General features: G+C 57.8%; 14 protein-coding genes. 1 reads left to right on the top strand and 13 read right to left on the bottom strand.

The genetic code is table 11. The features are described from left to right. Nucleotides 1-267: 267 nt before the first annotated feature. From B5E42_RS18785 to B5E42_RS07240, 6 genes are all read right to left on the bottom strand, one after another. Complete coding sequence (locus B5E42_RS18785) at nt 268-1041, bottom strand: hypothetical protein (RefSeq protein ID WP_141242480.1); 774 nt, start codon at nt 1039-1041, stop codon at nt 268-270. A gap of 389 nt (nt 1042-1430) precedes the next feature. Continuing rightward, a complete protein-coding gene (locus B5E42_RS07220) occupies nt 1431-2294 on the bottom strand; it encodes a hypothetical protein (RefSeq protein WP_087238113.1) in 864 nt (287 codons plus the stop codon). 30 nt (nt 2295-2324) lie between these two features. After that, the gene (locus tag B5E42_RS07225) at nt 2325-3071 is read right to left on the bottom strand and encodes a hypothetical protein (RefSeq protein ID WP_141242481.1); all 747 of its coding nucleotides are present in this window, start codon (nt 3069-3071) and stop codon (nt 2325-2327) included. A gap of 22 nt (nt 3072-3093) precedes the next feature. Further along, the gene (locus tag B5E42_RS07230) at nt 3094-4149 is read right to left on the bottom strand and encodes a WYL domain-containing protein (protein WP_162613925.1); all 1056 of its coding nucleotides are present in this window, start codon (nt 4147-4149) and stop codon (nt 3094-3096) included. A gap of 41 nt (nt 4150-4190) precedes the next feature. After that, a complete protein-coding gene (locus B5E42_RS07235) occupies nt 4191-4958 on the bottom strand; it encodes a hypothetical protein (protein WP_087238119.1) in 768 nt (255 codons plus the stop codon). Nucleotides 4959-4972: 14 nt separating this feature from the next. After that, nucleotides 4973-6991, bottom strand: a complete 2019-nt coding sequence (locus B5E42_RS07240) for an AAA family ATPase (protein ID WP_162613926.1) — start codon at nt 6989-6991, stop codon at nt 4973-4975. Between the two features lie 104 nt (nt 6992-7095). Between B5E42_RS07240 and B5E42_RS07245 the strand changes: the two genes are divergently transcribed. Continuing rightward, the gene (locus B5E42_RS07245; RefSeq protein WP_087238123.1) at nt 7096-8115 is read left to right on the top strand and encodes a hypothetical protein; all 1020 of its coding nucleotides are present in this window, start codon (nt 7096-7098) and stop codon (nt 8113-8115) included. Between the two features lie 417 nt (nt 8116-8532). Here the strand turns inward: B5E42_RS07245 and tnpA are convergent, their stop codons facing one another. From tnpA to B5E42_RS07280, 7 genes are all read right to left on the bottom strand, one after another. Further along, nucleotides 8533-9009, bottom strand: coding sequence for an IS200/IS605 family transposase (tnpA, locus tag B5E42_RS07250; protein WP_204244376.1), 477 nt, complete (start codon nt 9007-9009; stop codon nt 8533-8535). 459 nt (nt 9010-9468) lie between these two features. After that, on the bottom strand, nt 9469-10725 hold the full coding sequence (locus tag B5E42_RS07255; protein WP_087238125.1) for an acetyl-CoA C-acetyltransferase: 1257 nt from the start codon (nt 10723-10725) through the stop codon (nt 9469-9471). Between the two features lie 55 nt (nt 10726-10780). Continuing rightward, entirely contained in the window at nt 10781-11191 is a 411-nt protein-coding gene (locus tag B5E42_RS07260) for a MaoC family dehydratase (RefSeq protein WP_087238127.1), read from the bottom strand. A 99-nt stretch (nt 11192-11290) separates the two neighbouring features. After that, nucleotides 11291-12841 carry a CoA-transferase gene (locus B5E42_RS07265; protein ID WP_087238129.1) on the bottom strand — a complete coding sequence of 517 codons (1551 nt, stop codon included), beginning with the start codon at nt 12839-12841 and terminating at the stop codon, nt 11291-11293. A gap of 127 nt (nt 12842-12968) precedes the next feature. Beyond that, a complete protein-coding gene (locus tag B5E42_RS07270) occupies nt 12969-14294 on the bottom strand; it encodes a GntP family permease (RefSeq protein WP_087238132.1) in 1326 nt (441 codons plus the stop codon). A 59-nt stretch (nt 14295-14353) separates the two neighbouring features. Further along, entirely contained in the window at nt 14354-15259 is a 906-nt protein-coding gene (locus tag B5E42_RS07275; RefSeq protein WP_162613927.1) for an alpha/beta hydrolase, read from the bottom strand. 88 nt (nt 15260-15347) lie between these two features. Then, the gene (locus tag B5E42_RS07280) at nt 15348-16682 is read right to left on the bottom strand and encodes an acetyl-CoA hydrolase/transferase C-terminal domain-containing protein (protein WP_087238136.1); all 1335 of its coding nucleotides are present in this window, start codon (nt 16680-16682) and stop codon (nt 15348-15350) included. Nucleotides 16683-16708 lie beyond the last annotated feature (26 nt).

Here is a 16708-nt window from a genome sequence, read left to right on the forward strand (position 1 = left end):
GACCTCCAGCCTCCGGATGGGTTACTCCAGGCACGGCACAGAGCCAAGTTCTTCCTTCTGAATTTCCCCGTAGGGGCTAACCCCTTTTTTGTTTTATTGCGGCGCAGCTTTTGAGGTGGGTCTACCGCCTTGACCCTGAATCTGACACAGAACAGGAAAAATCCCGACAGAGCGGAGACTATATGACCTCTGGAATTTGGCAGATTTCTGGGATAAAAAGGGCCAGAAAGCGCATGAAATCAACGGATTGAACCGTTGGTAGCAACTTCATAACCCGGAGCTCGGAGGTTGACACCCTTCATCGGAAAGACCGGGCCCAGTTCCAAGGATCTCTTTTGTATAAATAATTCGGTGATGTTCAAAGGGGCAACAAAAGAAAGTGATATCGAGAAAGAATTCTGGCTTCACAACCAGCTTACTGTATTGAGCGTTCAAGAGTTCCTCCAGATCAGTCAGTCCCCATGACTCTGGAATATCCCCGACATGAGCATCGCACAGCACAAAGCGACCGTCTTTCGGAAGAAACAGGCCATTTTCTGAGCGGGAATATGGCCCTGAAGTGAGAATCTGGATTTTTGTGGAAAGAGCTGCTCCCATAGCTTCCATGAGATCTGTGAAATCAAAAGGTGCCATACTAAGTGGATCGGTATAGAAAAGGAAACAGGTGCGATATATGTCCTCCAATGTGCTGAGACTATCAGCACATACGACCAGCCATAATGAATCAGATGACTTATTACATTCCTCAGCCTGTTGCCAGAGGCTTAAAATGCTTGGTATGGTCTCTTCGGTGACATTCAGATTACCAATCACACGTACTGGAATGGCTCCGTTTATTGAGCCGTAGAATGGTTGTTTATCTTGATCCATTGCAGTTAAAATGGTCGAAAGCTCGGCAGGATCTTTGCATTTCCAATCGATTGTATAACAGGAAAATTTATACCCAACCCAACCGTGTGCAATTGAAGCTGGGATGTTTTGGCACTCCAGCGAAACAAGATATCGCTCTTCTGTAGTCCACATGTCGCTCAACAAGCCCATAAAATAGCCCCTCATTTCTGTAATCGTTCCAATCCTCTCGTCGTGCGGCTTTGCGCTCCTGACTCAGGTATCACTTGGACTTTTCTGATATATATCATCTTAAGGCAAGGCGCTGTCATCAGCCGGAACAGAATTCTTCGATGGCCAGGCTCGCCGCGTCATGACTGTCCCAGACAGCCACCGCCCCACACACGGCCCAACGTCGTCGAAGCCCTCTGGCAGGGGCACACACCTTCTCCACCGCCTCGAAACCGGCACACAGAGGTCACACGGCCGCCACAGGGGTCCTGTCCGGCAATCCTGCACATGAGTGTGACTTCCCCCGCCAGGAAAGTGGGTGCGGGCCACGCCCGCAAATGCGCCGGGCGGTCGCTTGCGGCAAGCAGAGCCTACCCTCTGATCAGCTGAGCGCAAAGGGCAAACGCATCCGGACTCCCGATGCCAAAATCCAACAGCCAACTTCGGAGCTTTTTCAGGGCCCGCGGCTTCGGAGCGGCCTTCTCCATCGGTTCCATGGAGAGCCAGTTCGCCGACCAGTTATGGGTGGAGCAGGAGGCCAGCTTTTCCCGGTCGTCGTCCCCTACAAAGCAGACACAGGGGTGAGGCGTGCCATCCTCACAGACGCCCTGGAGAAACAGGCCGGCCGGGATGCCGGCGGTTCTGACCCAGTTGCCGTCGGAGAAGGGAAGCTCCAGGTCGGGCAGATGGTGGAGGATCGGCTCTTTTTCGCCGGGAAGGCGGTGCTCCGCGGCCCCCCGCAGAAATGACTCCTCCCGGAGTTCCCCCAGCCCCGCCCGCCGGAGCAGAGCATCTCCCAGGACGGGATAATGGGGAAACCAGACGCCGCACGCATCCCGCACCATCAAAAAAGCGCCGATAAATCGTGCCTCCCCGCTTGGCAGGGGATCAAACAGTTGCAGCAGCGGGTCTGTCCCGACAGAAGGGCACACAGACGCATGAAGGGCCGCATCCAGGCGGAAGTATGGTTCCTGGTCTTCCCGCCAAAGATACAACCGGTCCGGGAGGGCCTCATAAAACGCCTGCCAAGCCGCCCGGAAGGTCTTTGCCAGAAACCGAATGGCGCGGGCCTCCGCCGGGTTCGCCTCCGCCGCCAGCCCCTCCAGCAGCTCCGCCTTCCGGTTCATAGGCAGGGGGGCGCAGGCGATGATTTGACCCTGTTCAAAGGGGGTAAGGGACTGGCAGGCGAGCCAGGCGGCGATACGGGGGGATGAGATCAGCGCTGGGATATTCACACAGCATCCTCCTTCTCAGGATGAAGGCAGTCACGGGTGTCGGATTGTTACAGGCTCTTTCAGATTCTTAAGGCTTGGCTCAAAAATATGACAGGCGGGGTGGTACACATAATAAACGTCAGTCCATTCACTTTTGCCTGGGAGCCACACATGTTGGGGTCCGCCCTTGTTCCAGGGCTGAATCCCGAGCATCTCAGCGACCACATCAAAGCAGCCACAGCAGACGATGATCTCCGGAGACAGAAGTTCAATCTCCCGTATGATGAAGGCCATGTACTTTTGAACATACTGCTTCAGCTGCGTGTTATTGCAATCCCCAAATCCACCCCGTTTATTCAGGTTTATATATCCAAAAGATTCTGTACCGTTCCGCCCCAATGCTTCAAAAACCGCTTGAAACCTATTTGCATATATTTTCCTTGTCGAACTATTTATGCACTCGTTGAACCAGAAGCGACCGCTGGTTTCCGGACCAATGGCGCCGTAGCCGCTGAGATTGGCCTCCTTTAAAATAAAAAGCACCTGCACACTTTGGGTACACGGCTGTCTGACAGGCACCTCCATGCGGGTGACGCCGTCCGGGCAGAAGCTGCCCCTGAATTTTTCCGTGTCCTCATCGTCTACTTTTTTGCCGCCCCTGCCGATGGGATAGGTGTCCGGATAACCTTCAGAAAGCTGTTCGCACAGATGCGCCGCCCTCCAGAGCACAAAAAGCTCCTCCAGATTTGAGCATCGTTCAATGCCTTTTCCCCAATCAAAATACTGGTTCATACTCATCCCGTCTGCTTCCCCTCTCATTTTATTGGTACCCCTCCAGCGCCCGCTCCAGCATCCCCTTCACTCTGTCCCGTAAATCCTCCGGCTCCAGGACGGTCACATGGGGTGCGAAGCTCTTGGCGAACTGCTCCACAGACATTTCGTTGGCGAACACCGTGGCAGTGACACCGTTGTCATCCTCGTCAGAGAAAGCGATATCCATCCCAAATAGGTCGATCATATCGCTGACCAGGAAGGAGGCGATCCGCAGCCTGGCCCGGCAGTCGCCGCTGGCATACATATAGACATGGCGCCTCATATACTCCGCCAGATCCAATGGGCGGCCATCCGTCCCCGTCAGGGAGGAGAAGGGCCGGGCGGACTCATTCAGCACCTCCAGGTCACAGATGCGGTCCAGCCGGTAGTTGGCCACATTGTCGTGGCTGTCATGGTTGCAGATAAGGTAGTATTTTCCCTCCCTAGCCGCCATCTGGTAGGGAGTGACTACATACTCCCGGACGCTGCCGTCGGACCGGGTACGAAGGTGCTGCTGCTTGTCCGTGCGGTACTCCAGATAGTGAAAGGAGACCTTCCGGTTTCTGCAGATGGCCTCGTCCAGCAGCTCGATGTTGAGAAAGAGCTGCCGGTTGTCGGTCCGGTCCTCCGGCATGGGAGCGATATGGCCCACCCGGGAGCGGAAATAGACACTGGACAGCTCCTCCAGCTTCTCCACCAGCTCCCTGCACTGACTGTGGGGCAGGTGCCGGGAGAAGAGAAGCCCGTCAATGAGCAGCCGCAGTTCCCCGTCGGTAAACTCCCGCACCAGGTAGAATTCAGTGAGGATAGTGTTCTCCGCCAACTCCCCTGTCCGGGGGTCCGATGTAGTGCGGGCGATCTCCGTGTATTCAACACCCAGGCCGAACTCCACCAGATCCATCAGGTTGCGTTTGATGGCCTTCCGGTCGGCGGTCATACCGTACCGGCTGCGCAGCAGGTCGCCAATCTCCCGCTGGCTGAGCCTGTGGTTCTCGTCGGAGTATCTGCGCAGGATGTCCAGAATGTTCACGATCAGCAGCTTCTTGGGCTGTTTGGCATACATGGTCATTCCCTCCCCCACTTCAGTATAGCAGAGCTGTCCCCTCAGGGCAAGGGCGGGCCGGAAAGCCTGCTGTAATCGGGCATGGCCGCGTCTTCATCCACGGGGGCGTGGAAGCTGTCCCCTCCGTTCTGGTCGTTCCACAGTGCCAGCAGGGCCTGATATACCGTGCCCGGAAAATAATAGCTAGGGGCCGGGCCTGCCAGGACGGCGGCCAGCTCTGAACGTTCCTCCGGGGAAAGCCTGTCTTCTGCCGGGGAGAGCCAGGCGGGCTCCGTCAGGCTGACCGCCGCTCCCGTGCCGTCCGGCCGGACATAGTGGAAATGGGGCCGGGGCTCACAGTCGTCTGTTCCGATCCGCAGGGCGAATTTCCCCCGGCGGGTAAAGGCCGTAGCCCAGTCCTCCCGCTGCAGCAGATTAACGTAGAAGGGGCGGTGGAGTTGTTCCGGTACCTGGCAGGCGTTGTAGGCGTTCCACGCGGCCATGGCCTGTTCCCAGTTAGTGGGGTCGCCCGGCGCTCTCCGTTGGCGAAAGAACCGCTCCAGCTCCCACCGCCGGGAGAGGGGCAGGTTGTCGTGGGGCTCCATGGGCCGGGCATCTTCCAGCAGCAGGCAGATCTCCCGGCCCCGGCCATACCGAAAGAAGAAGTGGGGCTTGTCAAAGTCCCGGCACGGGGCGCACACCAGCACCTGCCCGCCCCGGTCAGTCCAGCCCACCAGGAGGAAGGACTGACCGTCGGGGCCGGTAATCCGGCTACCGGTGACAGGACGGAGCTTTTCCCTGAGTCGGGCAATCAGCTTCGGCAATCTCATAACGGCATGCCTCCTTACGCAAAGCCGATGGTCCTCCGCTCTGGCCGGCTTTCGCATACCGGCGCCTCAAAATCCTCCGCCAGCAGGAGGCCTACCTCCCTGGAGGATACCCGTTCCGGCCCGACCCGCACCAGGCGGCTGGCCTGACGCATGCAGGCCCGTTCCAGCAGGTTCCGGGCCAGACGGCCATTTCCGAAGTCCGGCGTTTTTACCGCGTCCCGGTAGATGGCCAGGAGCTTCTCCGCCGCCGCTGGCTCCACCGTCAGCTTCTTTTTTTCCGCCAGCAACCGTGTGATGTCCACCAGCTGCTCCGGCGTGTAGTCGTCGAAGGGTACATGGAAGGCGATGCGGGAGCGCAGGCCAGGGTTCTGTTCCAGAAACTGCTCCATTTTGTCGGGATAGCCGGCGAAGATCACCACCGTGCTTCCCCGGGCGTTCTCCATCTCCTGGACGATGGTGTTGATAGCCTCATCGCCGTAGAGACCCCGGCCGTCTGCCAGGGAGTAGGCCTCGTCGATGAACAGGACGGAGCCTTTGGCCTTCCGGAAGGCCTCCTGTACCAGTTTGGCGGTCCAGCCCACATATTTGCCCACTAGGTCGGCCCGCCCCACCTCATGGAGCCGTCCATAGGGCAGCACCTTGTTTTCCACCAGAATCTCCGCCAGCAGCCGGGCCACAGTGGTCTTGGCCGAGCCGGGGTTCCCGGTGAAGGCCATGTGCAGGGCAGGCATGGCGCAGGCCATACCCTGGGCCGCAAACAGTTTCTGCGCCTTGGCGTAGTCCAGGATTTGATCCGCCACAGCTTTGACCCGCTCCAGCCCCACCAGCTCCTGGAGATGCCGATAGGCGTCCCCTTTGGGCTTCCGGGCGGCAGCCAGATCCCGGGCGGGGGTCATGTGGGCATACTGCGGATAGACCCGGCTGCGCAGGAGGCAGTTGTGCCAGCGCCGGTACCGCTCGTCCAGCTCCGTCCGGCGGAGGCTGGGCCCGCTGTCCAGGCCCCGGTAAAGGGTCCGGTCCCCCGGCACCCCGTCCTTTTTCGCCCTTCTTCGGAGATAGGCCCGGGCCTGCTCCGGTGTGGCGGGCTCCTCCCGGAGTTCCACCAGCACCGTGCCCTCCAGCTGCTCGAGCAGGGCCTCCCGGGCCTCCGCAGCTCCTGTCGGCAGGCAGACCACCAGCTGGAGGCTGTCCCCGAAGAGGTCGAAGCAATCCGCCAGCAGCTTGATGCCGTTCAGGTCGCTTTTGGCAAAGGCGTCGCCCCGTTCCACCTCCCCCGCCATCACGACCAGGGCGCCGTGGGCAGCGTTGCCGCAGATCTCGGTCACATCCATGAAGCCCTTTATATCATCCAAATCGCAGATGCAGTACCGCCGGCTCTCCAGCCTACCGGCCTGGTACAGCGCCTGGAGCAGGAGCCCGGCAATTTCCTGCTGGTCCGGGACATGCTCCGCCTGAACCAGATAGTGAACCGGATAGCCTCCGGAGAACGTGGCGGCGGCGGGGCGGCGGACGCGCTCCAGTTCGGGAAGGAAGGTGCCGGAGCACATAAGTTCCTCTGCCCGACGGGCCAGCTCCGCCCAGGGGCGCTTCCGGGCCAGCAACTTGTCCCGGAGTATGCGGCTGTCAGACTCGAAGTGGTGCCCCCCTCGCCGGTAAAAGTGCAGGCAGGCAAACTGGTCCAGCCAGGAGCGCCAGTCTGCCACCAGCCTCTGATCCTCCGCCTTCTCCAGCATACCCCGCAGCCGGCTGCCGGTGATCTCCTCTGCCTTCTCCAGCCGGACTCCGGTCAGCCCCAGACTTTGGAGGAAGTCCTGGGGCTCCCGTCCCAAGTGTTCTGTCAGTGCGGCGCCCAGGATGAGGTGATTCTCATGATATTGCTCCAAAAAGATGAAGTAGTCTTTTTCAAGTCCGTTTTCATCCAGGCGGAACGCCTCGATCTGCTCCCGCAACAGCGACCGGTCGGCCTGGTCCTCCTTTTCCGGAAGCACCTGCTCGGCGTTATCCGCAGTAAACGTAAAGCAATAAAACAGCATGCAGCTTCCCCCTTCTGCCCACAGGATAGCGGATTGGATGGGGCGTTTTTGCCCCATCCAATCCGTTATCCTGTACCCGTAACATCCAAAGGGAGGGGCTTGTCATGGAAAAGGCGACCGCAGCGGTGCTGGAGCTCATCGAGTCCGCGGAAATGCGCGGCTATCTGAAAAAGGTGGGGGACACGCTGCCCCTCCAGGTTTGGCTGGAGGCTGCGGCAGGCGCACCGGCGCCGCTGGAGAAAAAGCTGGCGGTTCTGGAGCGGATCGCCCTAGCACAGACAGAGCCGGGTGCGCGCCGGCTGGCAGAGGAATACTGCCGGGCCGCAGCACGGGTGCTGGAGGCGCTCACCGGGCCGCAGATACCGGGCACGGTGTTCCAGCTGGTGCAGATGTCCGCCGCGGAAGATTCAAACCGAATAGAACGGGATGATGTATTCCTTTTTACTAAGTGGAAAGCGGTACAGGCCTTCGCAAGGTCCTATCTGGATGAGCTCTATGAGGACGAGCCGCCGGAAGAGAAAGCCCGCCCCTGGTACTGGTACGAGCTGACCCTGTGCCGGCCGGAAGAGGGCGGTATGCTGCGCCCCGGGGCATACACCTATCTGCTGTCGGCGGCGGGAGAGGCCTGGCTGTTCATGCGGGAGCGCCCGGACGGGAAGGCCACACCCCAGCCAGAGGAGGACTTCTGGTGGTCCGGCCTGAGTCTGAACCTGCCCGTCCCGTTCCGGCCCGGCGATATCCTTACAGTGGACTGCCGGCCCTTTGCCGGCCCGGGTCGGTGCCTGGTTCTGGAGGTAGGGGACAACCGGGACTGCTGCTGCGTGCAGGTGCTCTATCCCTGCCCGGGCGGCCGGGCGGACGTCGGCGCGCTCAAGCACGGACACTGCTTTTGCAGCGGGGTGGTGCAGATCCTCTCGCCCCTCTACCGGGTATCCCGCTGGACAGGTCAGCTCCCGCCGGAGGAGGTGTTTCTGGAACCGCTCAGCCGAAAGCTCCACGCCGACCCGCTGCTGGGGCCCAGGCTGTGGACCGCTATTTACCGGTACGAGCTTGAGACCGACCGGCTAGGCGGCCAATCCTCCTCCGGCATCCCGGTGGCGGATCTGCTCGCCCTGGTTCCATAGACGGAACCCTTCCGATCCACATGCCCGATGGTGCCGTTTTGTCCGCGAGCCGCGCGCTGAGCCATTTTTTGTTTATAGCGGCGCAAATCTTGAGGCGGCTCTACTGCTCTGACCCATAACCTGACCCAGAATAGGAAAAATACCAGCGGAGCGGAGCATATATGACCTCCGGGATTTGGCAGATTTTCGGAGTAAAAAGTGCCGGAAATCGTCTGAAATCAATGGATTGAATTTCTGACAGCAGCTCATAACCCGGAGGTCGAAGGTTCAAATCCTTCCCCCGCAGTCAAAACCTCCGGCTAAGCCGGAGGCTTGAGTAGGCCCTATAAGGGCCTGATACGGACGAAGCCCCTTAAGGGGCCCCGAAAGGTTTGCCGACTGCATTTCTTTCTCGGGCTACCCCTTAAGGGGTTCCTTTTATGCCTTCCTGTTCTCGCGACCCGTAAACGGGTCAACAAACTCTTTCAGGCCTATCTGGTCTGCTATTTGATCCGATGCCAGTTGGTTTCGGATATACTCTGCTATTTGCTTTTTATTCCGTCCCACTGTATCCACATAATATCCTCTGGCCCAAAAGTGCCGATTTCCATACTTATACTTCAAATTTGCATGCCGATCAAATATCATCAGACTACTTTTCCCTTTCAAATACCCCATAATCTGTGATACGCTGTACTTGGGTGGGATACTTATCAACATATGTATATGGTCTGGGCACGCTCTGGCTTCTATAATCTCTATGCCCTTTTGCTGACACAGTTTTCTTAATATTACTCCTATATCTTGTTTTATCTGACTATATATCTCCATCCTTCGATATTTGGGTGCAAATACGATGTGATATTGACACCTCCAACTTGTATGCTCTAAACTACTTATGTCTTTGTCTTTCACGATGAAGACCTCCCTGTTATCGTAGTTGTGTGGTCGGCAAACCACTTCTACCTTATCAGGGAGTTTTTTCTTTTTCTACTTTTCTCCTCGCTATAAGCTATTTTTTACCCCCGGCATAGCCGGGGGTTGCCTTTGGCGCCACCAAAACGAACGCCCTCCCGGGCCCCAAATGGGGGCCCGGGAGGGCGTTCATTTTCTGGGCCTTCATCTGCTGGGTCACTTTGGTGTGTTGTCCTGTATTCTCTGAGAAGCCACTTTCTCACGCGCCGCACAAGTCTGCGGAAATCGCTTCCGAGGGGTACTTTCCTGTGCTTTCCATGAAACCGGCATACAGGGGCGACATGGCTGAGGCAGGGGCCCTGGTATTCTACTCACTCTCACTCAAAAGCAGCCGAGGGCTTCTCCCTTCCAAAATGCATTTAACGGTATCACAGTTTCCAATGTACTTGACAGCCTAGTTTAGCACTTTTCGAAGATGGTTGCAACACCCATGCCGCCGCCGATGCACAGGGTGGCCAGGCCCTTCTTGGCCTCGGGCCGCTTCTGCATTTCGTGGAGCAGGGTGACGATGATGCGCGCGCCGGAGGCGCCCACGGGGTGGCCGATGGAGATGGCGCCGCCGTTGACGTTCACCTTGTCCATGTCGAAGCCCAGCTCACGGGCCACGGCGATGGACTGGGCGGCAAAGGCCTCGTTGGCCTCCACCAGGTCGATGTCCTCGATCTTCAGGCCGGCCTTCTCCATGGCCTGACGGGAGGCGGGCACCGGGCCCACGCCCATGATCTTGGGATCCACGCCGCCCTGGCCCCAGCTCACCAGCTTGGCCATGGGCTTCAGGCCGTACTTCTCAACGGCCTCGCCGCTGGCCAGCACGATGGCGGCGGCGCCGTCGTTGATGCCGGAGGCGTTGCCGGCGGTGACCCGCTGCACGTGCTTGCGGGTGTCGTCGGCGTGCACCTGGGTGGGCTCAAAGGTGTGGACAATCTCGTCCTCCACGCCCTCGGGGCCCACGGGGAAGGCGCCCTTCAGCTTGGCCAGGCCCTCCACGGTGGTGCCGGCGCGGGGGAACTCGTCCACCTTGAACTCCACCATTTCCTTCTTCTTCACCATGACGGGGACAATCTCGTCGTTGAACCGGCCGGAGCTGATGGCGGCCTCGGCCTTCTGCTGGGAGGCGGCGCCGAAGGCGTCCAGCTCTTCCCGGGTGATGCCCCACACGTCGCAGATATTCTCGGCGGTGGTGCCCATGTGGTAGTTGTTGTAGGCGTCCCACAGGCCGTCCTTGATCATGGTATCGACGACCTTCTTGTCGCCCATGCGGGCGCCCCAGCGCTCATTGGGCAGGGCGAAGGGGGCGGCGGACATGTTCTCGGTGCCGCCGGCCACAATGATGTCGGCGTCGCCGGCCAGGATGGCCCGGGCGCCCTCAATGACGCTCTTCATGCCGGAGCCGCACACCATGCCCACGGTGTAGGCGGGGACGGAGTAGGGCAGGCCGGCCTTCACGCCCACCTGGCGGGCGGGGTTCTGGCCCAGGGCGGCGGTGAGGATGCAGCCGAACATCAGCTCGTCCACCTGCTCCGGCTTCACGCCGGCGCGGTTCAGGGCCTCCTTCACCACCACGGCGCCCAGCTCGGGGGCGGGCGTGTCCTTTAGGCTGCCCCCGAAGGAACCCACCGCGGTACGGCAGCAGTTCACAATATAGATTTCTTTCATATATGTCTACCTTCCTGTTGTGTCCATATTCAGTAGAGGCTTCTTAAAATCATGTTTAGCCCCTCGGCGGCATTGTTGTAGCCATACCTATAATTACGGTATCTCCCCGCTGATTCGTACAGACGGTTTCAAATTTGGCGATATTTTTTTCAGGCAGGAGTTCCTTTACGGTACAGGTTGCAGTAATTGTATCACCAATGCGAACCGGCTTTGTAAACCTCAGCTCCTGCCCAAGATAAATGGTACCGGGTCCCGGAAGTTTCATGCCCAGGACCGCGGATATGAAGCCAGCGCCTAGTATACCGTGGGCAATCCGTCCGCCAAACCGTGTCTGACTTGCCGATACTTCGTCTGTGTGGGCGGGGTTTAGATCACCTGTAATTCCGGCAAAGAGGTAGACATCTGTCTCTGTGACGGTTTTGGTTACACTGGCGCAGTCTCCCAACTTCATCTCCTCAATGGTCATAACAAGATCCTCCAGTTCTTAGCAGTTTATCCTATCAGCTGTTTAAATCGGAGCACTTGCGGCACCTATGGTTTACCCTATTTATATCGCATGGTGCAGTTATAGTTTAAGCCCCATCAATTCATCGCAGAAAATACGCTCGTCCATGACTTTTACATCCTTTATGACAGGGACGAAGTCCATCTGATCAAGGACATCTTTCTGAATATCGATGCCTGGTGCAATCTCTTTCAGCTCTACTCCGTCCTCAGTAAGTTCAAATACGGCACGCTCCGTAACATATAGGACGGGTTGCCGGTGTTTCATTGCATAGCTTCCCGCGAAGGTGACCTGCTCCACCTGATTGATCAGTTTTCTGACCCTGCCTTCCTGAATGATGCTCAATCTTCCGTCATTCACGGCGACTTTCAGCCCTCCGGCGCTGAACGTACCGCAGTAGACCACTTTTTTGGCATTTTGTGTGATATTAATGAAGCCGCCGCACCCGGCGACTTTGGGGCCGAATTTGCTCACATTAATATTTCCCATCTTGTCCATCTGTGCCAGCCCGAGAAATGCCACATCCAGTCCGCCGCCGTCGTAGAAATCAAACTGGACCGGCTGCTCCAGAATGCAATCTACATTTGTGGCGGCACCAAAGTCCAGTCCGCCGGCTGGAACGCCCCCTACCGCGCCCACTTCTGTCGTAAGAATCATGCCTGTCAGGCCCTCTTCTGCCGCAATGGCGGCCACGCCTTCCGGCATGCCGATTCCCAGATTCGTGACTGCATGTGGAATTAACTCCATCGCGGAGCGGCGGGCAATAATCTTACGTTCACTCATCGGAAGAGGGGCGAGGGCATCCAGGGGAACCCGAATCTCACCTGAAAACGCGGGATTGTATTGGGTGCCGAAGGTCTGCATATGATGCCTCGGTTCCGCTACTACCACAGCATCCACATAGATCCCGGGCAGGCGGATAAGTCTCGTATCCAGGCAACCATAGGAGACCACTTCTTCCACCTGAACAATGACCTTACCGCCAGAGTTGTGGGCGGCCTGCGCCTGTGCAACGGCCTCGGCGTATATACCCTCCTTTTCAAATGTGCAGTTCCCGTGTTCATCGGCATAGGTGGCACGGATGACTGCAACATCGATGGGAAATGATGGGTAAAAAAGCTTTTCTTCTCCCTCTAATTCAATGAGTTTGACAACATCTCCCGCTTCACAGGCAGCCTGGTTGATCTTCCCGCCTTCCAGTCGGGGATCTACAAAGGTATCCAATCCTACATGGGTGATAACCCCCGGACGCCTCGCCGCGATTTCACGAAACAGCTCAGAAATGACACCCTGAGGCAGGTTATAGGCCGCGACTTTATTTTCGAGTGCCAGCTTTCCCAATTTAGGCGCCAGCCCCCAATGACCACCGATAATCGTCTTGCATAGCCCGTCAACGGCCAAATGGTTTAAGCCGCGGTCGGCGCTGTCACCCTGTCCGGAAGCGTATACGATCTTTAAATCTCTGAGGTGTCCGCCCCGCCCCGCATCTTCCAGAGCCGCCATAATCTCTTCGGGATGCATCAGCCCATTGGCAAATCCGCCGAAGGTGACGGTCGCACCATCAAAGAAAAAGGTTTCAACTGCCTCTCTGGCTGTTAATATTTTCATCAAGCTTCCAGTTCCTTTCTGCGTTTTTCTATGCCAATACGCTCCATCTGATAGAAAAGAGGGGCCAGCGTCTATGTAAATTGACACTGGCCCGCTCAAGCCATTTCCGCCCTGCGTTACTCTGAGGGTATCAGATGATTCCCATAATTGCCATTCCGGCGGCAATCAGAGCCAGGACAATGGGGGTGATGACGGTCATAATAAGAACATGGGGGTAGGACTCTTTGGTGGTCACGCCACAGACCTGGGCCTCCATCACAAAGGTGGGGCAGTGGGGCAGCGTATCCATGCCCATCGAGGCCATGCCGACAACCTTGTAGAGAGCCTCTGCATTCACAGTGCCCAGGGACATAAACTGGTCGGCCATCGTGCTGCAGAAAATCTGCGTACCGCTGAGGGAGGCGCCGGTGATGCCGGAGAACACGTTGGTCACGATCACCGCAGAGATGTAGGGGTTCATCTTATCGGCCATCAGCATGGCCAGGTCCATGAAGTACTGGAAGCCTGCGCAGGCATTGACAACGGAGGCAAAACCCATCAGCGCGGCGGTCAGCAGCAGGGGATTGATGCTGGAGAGGAAGCCATTTACGATATCCGTCGCGATATGGCCCTTCAGGTATTTGTAGTTGGTAATAATCAGAACCACAGCGCCCACCGCCATAGCGGTATTGATGCCGTCGGAAGCACTCATGACATTGGCCAGGGCCAGCTTCAGAACAATGATGACAATATAGGGCAGGAGGGCAAGGTGAATCGGCGGCAGCTCCTTGCCGCTGGTGCTGCCCGCAATCAGCTCGGCATCGCTCTCAGATGCCACAAACCCGATGCCGCGTGCCCGGAGAGAGCCGGCGGCCCAGGTGAAGTAGAAGATGCCGAAGCCAAACGCCACCACCAGGAGCACGATGGCCATCGTGGGCGCGGCAAAAGTCGTGACGCCCAGCTTTTCGGAGAGCGCGATGCACAGCATGGAGGGGGCGCCGGGGGTGACGACATTCAGAACCACAGCGCCGTACAGGAAAATGGCGGGCATCAAGAGCTTGGAGACATTGGCCTTGCGGAACATGGGAACCGCGACAGGGTACACCGCAAAAATAATGATGAAGGCGTTTACGCCGCCGTATGCCAGCAGGAAGGTGATAATCAGGGTGCCTGCGACGGTGGCCTTCACGCCGAGGAATCTGAACAGGAAGTTTGCAATGGATTCGGCCGCGCCGCTCTTCTTCATCAGCTCGCTGTAGGCCGAGCCGATGGTGAACAGGAACAGATAGGAGCCGAAGGTGCTCCCCAGGGAGGCCGCATAAGTACCGGTCAGGGTTTCCCAAAAGGGAAGCCCGCTGGTTATAATGACAATGATGGAACCCACGATGGATGCCACGAAGCCGTTGATTCCCTTAAAAGTCAGGTAAATCAGGACTGCAACACCCAGAATCATGCCGATTACGCTGATGATTTCCATAGTTTCTCCTCTCTCTGTCTTGGTTTGATCGTCTTATATCTCTGCGGAAGAATTCCGCGTCAGCGAAAGGCGAAGGCCGCGATGGCCCCGCGCCACTGCATGGGATTTTCGGAGGCCGCCATATGGGTGCACCCATACACCGGCATCAGCTCCGCATGGGGGATCTGCTCTCCCATGTATTTTGCCGTGCCCGGGCAGTATCCGGAGCCGGGATCTGCATAGAGGATCAGCACCGGAACGTCAATCTCAGGCAGAACGTCCCGAAAATCCTCGCCCGCCATCGTGAACCAATAGTGATAATTGGCCGCCATATGTTCAGGCGTGATGTCCACCATCCCCTTGATAAGCGTCTGTGCGATCAGATCGCTGCGCCGGCGCAGAATCCGGGAGCGGATCTCGTCCGCGCATCCGGTAAAGTCACGGGGGCCCTCGGGCGTGTTCGGAAACAGCAGCCCCTCCGCGACCAGCAGCGCAAAGCGCTTGTAGTCACTGCGGATCCACTCCAGATCCCGTTCGTACATCTCCCGGGTGTAGTGCCCCTGATACAGGCCCAGGTTCCAGCCGTCCTCATTGATCAGCTTGGGCGACATATCCCCGAGGATGATTTTGGAAATTCGGTCGGTGCCGAACTGCCGCACATAGGAGAAGGCCGCCGCGGCCCCCATGGAGTAGCCGTAAAGGATGACTGAATCCAGATTCAAGTGCAGCATCAGGGCCCTGACATCCCGGGCAGTCCGGTGAATCCCCATCTCGCCTGCGGCCGGTGTCATGCCGAAGGCGCGCTGGTCAAAGACAAGGATTCTGCCCTTGGACGACATCTCCTCGATGAAGGACGCCTGAGATTCTATGGTGCTTCCAAACCCGCAGACATATATCATGGGCTGTCCGCTTCCGACGTCCACATAGGAGAGCTCTGCGCCGTCCTCCGCTTGGAAGGTCTGAATGTGAAAACCCAAATCGCTCATATAAACCCCATTATTTATCATTTCATACTTTTATTGGGAATTTTGGGGCGAAGTTGTCCCGTAAACTCTCCCCACTGGCGGATCCGGCTTACCAGATCATGTTTTTCTCGGCTTCCTCCCGGAGCATGTCCCTGAAATCGGGGTGGGCGATCTTGATGAGCTCCTCCACTCTCTGGCGGATGTTCAGGCCGCGCAGCCATGCGATACCGTACTCGGTGACCACATAGTCGGTGTCGTTTCTGGAGGTGGTGACCGCCGCTCCGCGGGCCAGGAAGGGCACAATCTTGGAGTGGAGCACCGTTTTCCCATTTTCATCCGTGGTGGAATAGGTGGAGTGCATGGCGATGATGGATTTTCCGCCGGGGGACATCTGAGCGCCCTGCACGGTTTCGGACTGGCCGCCGGTGCCGGACCACTGAAGGTTGCCGACGGTCTCAGAGGCGCACTGGCCGGTAAGATCAATCTCCAGGCTGGCGTTCACAGAGACGAACTTGTTGTTCCGGGCGATCGTGTAGGGGTCGTTGGAGAAGGTGGCGGACTTGAAGAGCACAGACGGATTGTTGTTGACAAAGTCATAGAGCCTCTGGCTCCCCATTGTGAAGGAGCAGACGGAGTACCCGTCCATAAAGCCCTTCTGAGAGTTGTCAACCGCGCCGCACTCAATCAGATCCACCATGGTCTCCGTAAACATCTCGGTGTGGATGCCCAGGTGCTTCTTGCTCTTGAGCTCATTGGCCACCGCATTGGGGATATTCCCGATTCCCAGCTGAATGGTGGAGCCGTCTTCCACCAGGGACGCGACATACTCGCCGATCTTCTGATCCACCGGGGTATAGGGTGTGAGCTTCGACACGGGAATGGGGCGGTCGGACTCCACAAGGGCATCCACCTCAGAGATATGTACCTGTGTGTCGCCGAACGTTCTTGGGAAGTTGGAATTGACCTCCAGAAGGACCAGCGCGCCCTGATTGATCAGATCTCTCTCGTAAATCGCGCTGATGGAGAGCGACAGGTATCCGTGCTCATCCATGGGAGATACGGTGGCCATCACCACGGGCCGCCGGCCGTCGTGCCGGATCCGCTGAAGGGTTTTTCGCAGGACAGAGGTGGAGCTCTGGGGCACGGCGCTGACCAGCTTTCGCTTCTGTGCGTCGCGAAGTCCGGCATTGAAGAACCACCCGCTGTGATCCATGATGCCTCTCATTTCGGGGTCCTTCATGGCATCGTAGTACTGGATGGGCAGGCAGGTGTTCAGAGTGGTGCCCTTGACGCCGGTCTTCTTCAGATGCTGAAGCTTGGACAAGATTGCCTGGGGCTCGGCGGCGGCCTGCGCGGAGAACATATAGTCGCCGTCTCGAATCAGCTCCAGGGCCTGCTCGGCGGTCATTTTTTTCTTTTGGTATAACTCCTCGTACTGATTCATGGAATGAAGTTCCTTTCATATTTGTT

The organism is Flavonifractor sp. An10, assembly GCF_002161215.1.
In the GTDB taxonomy this organism is placed as follows: Bacteria; Bacillota; Clostridia; order Oscillospirales; family Oscillospiraceae; genus Flavonifractor; species Flavonifractor avistercoris.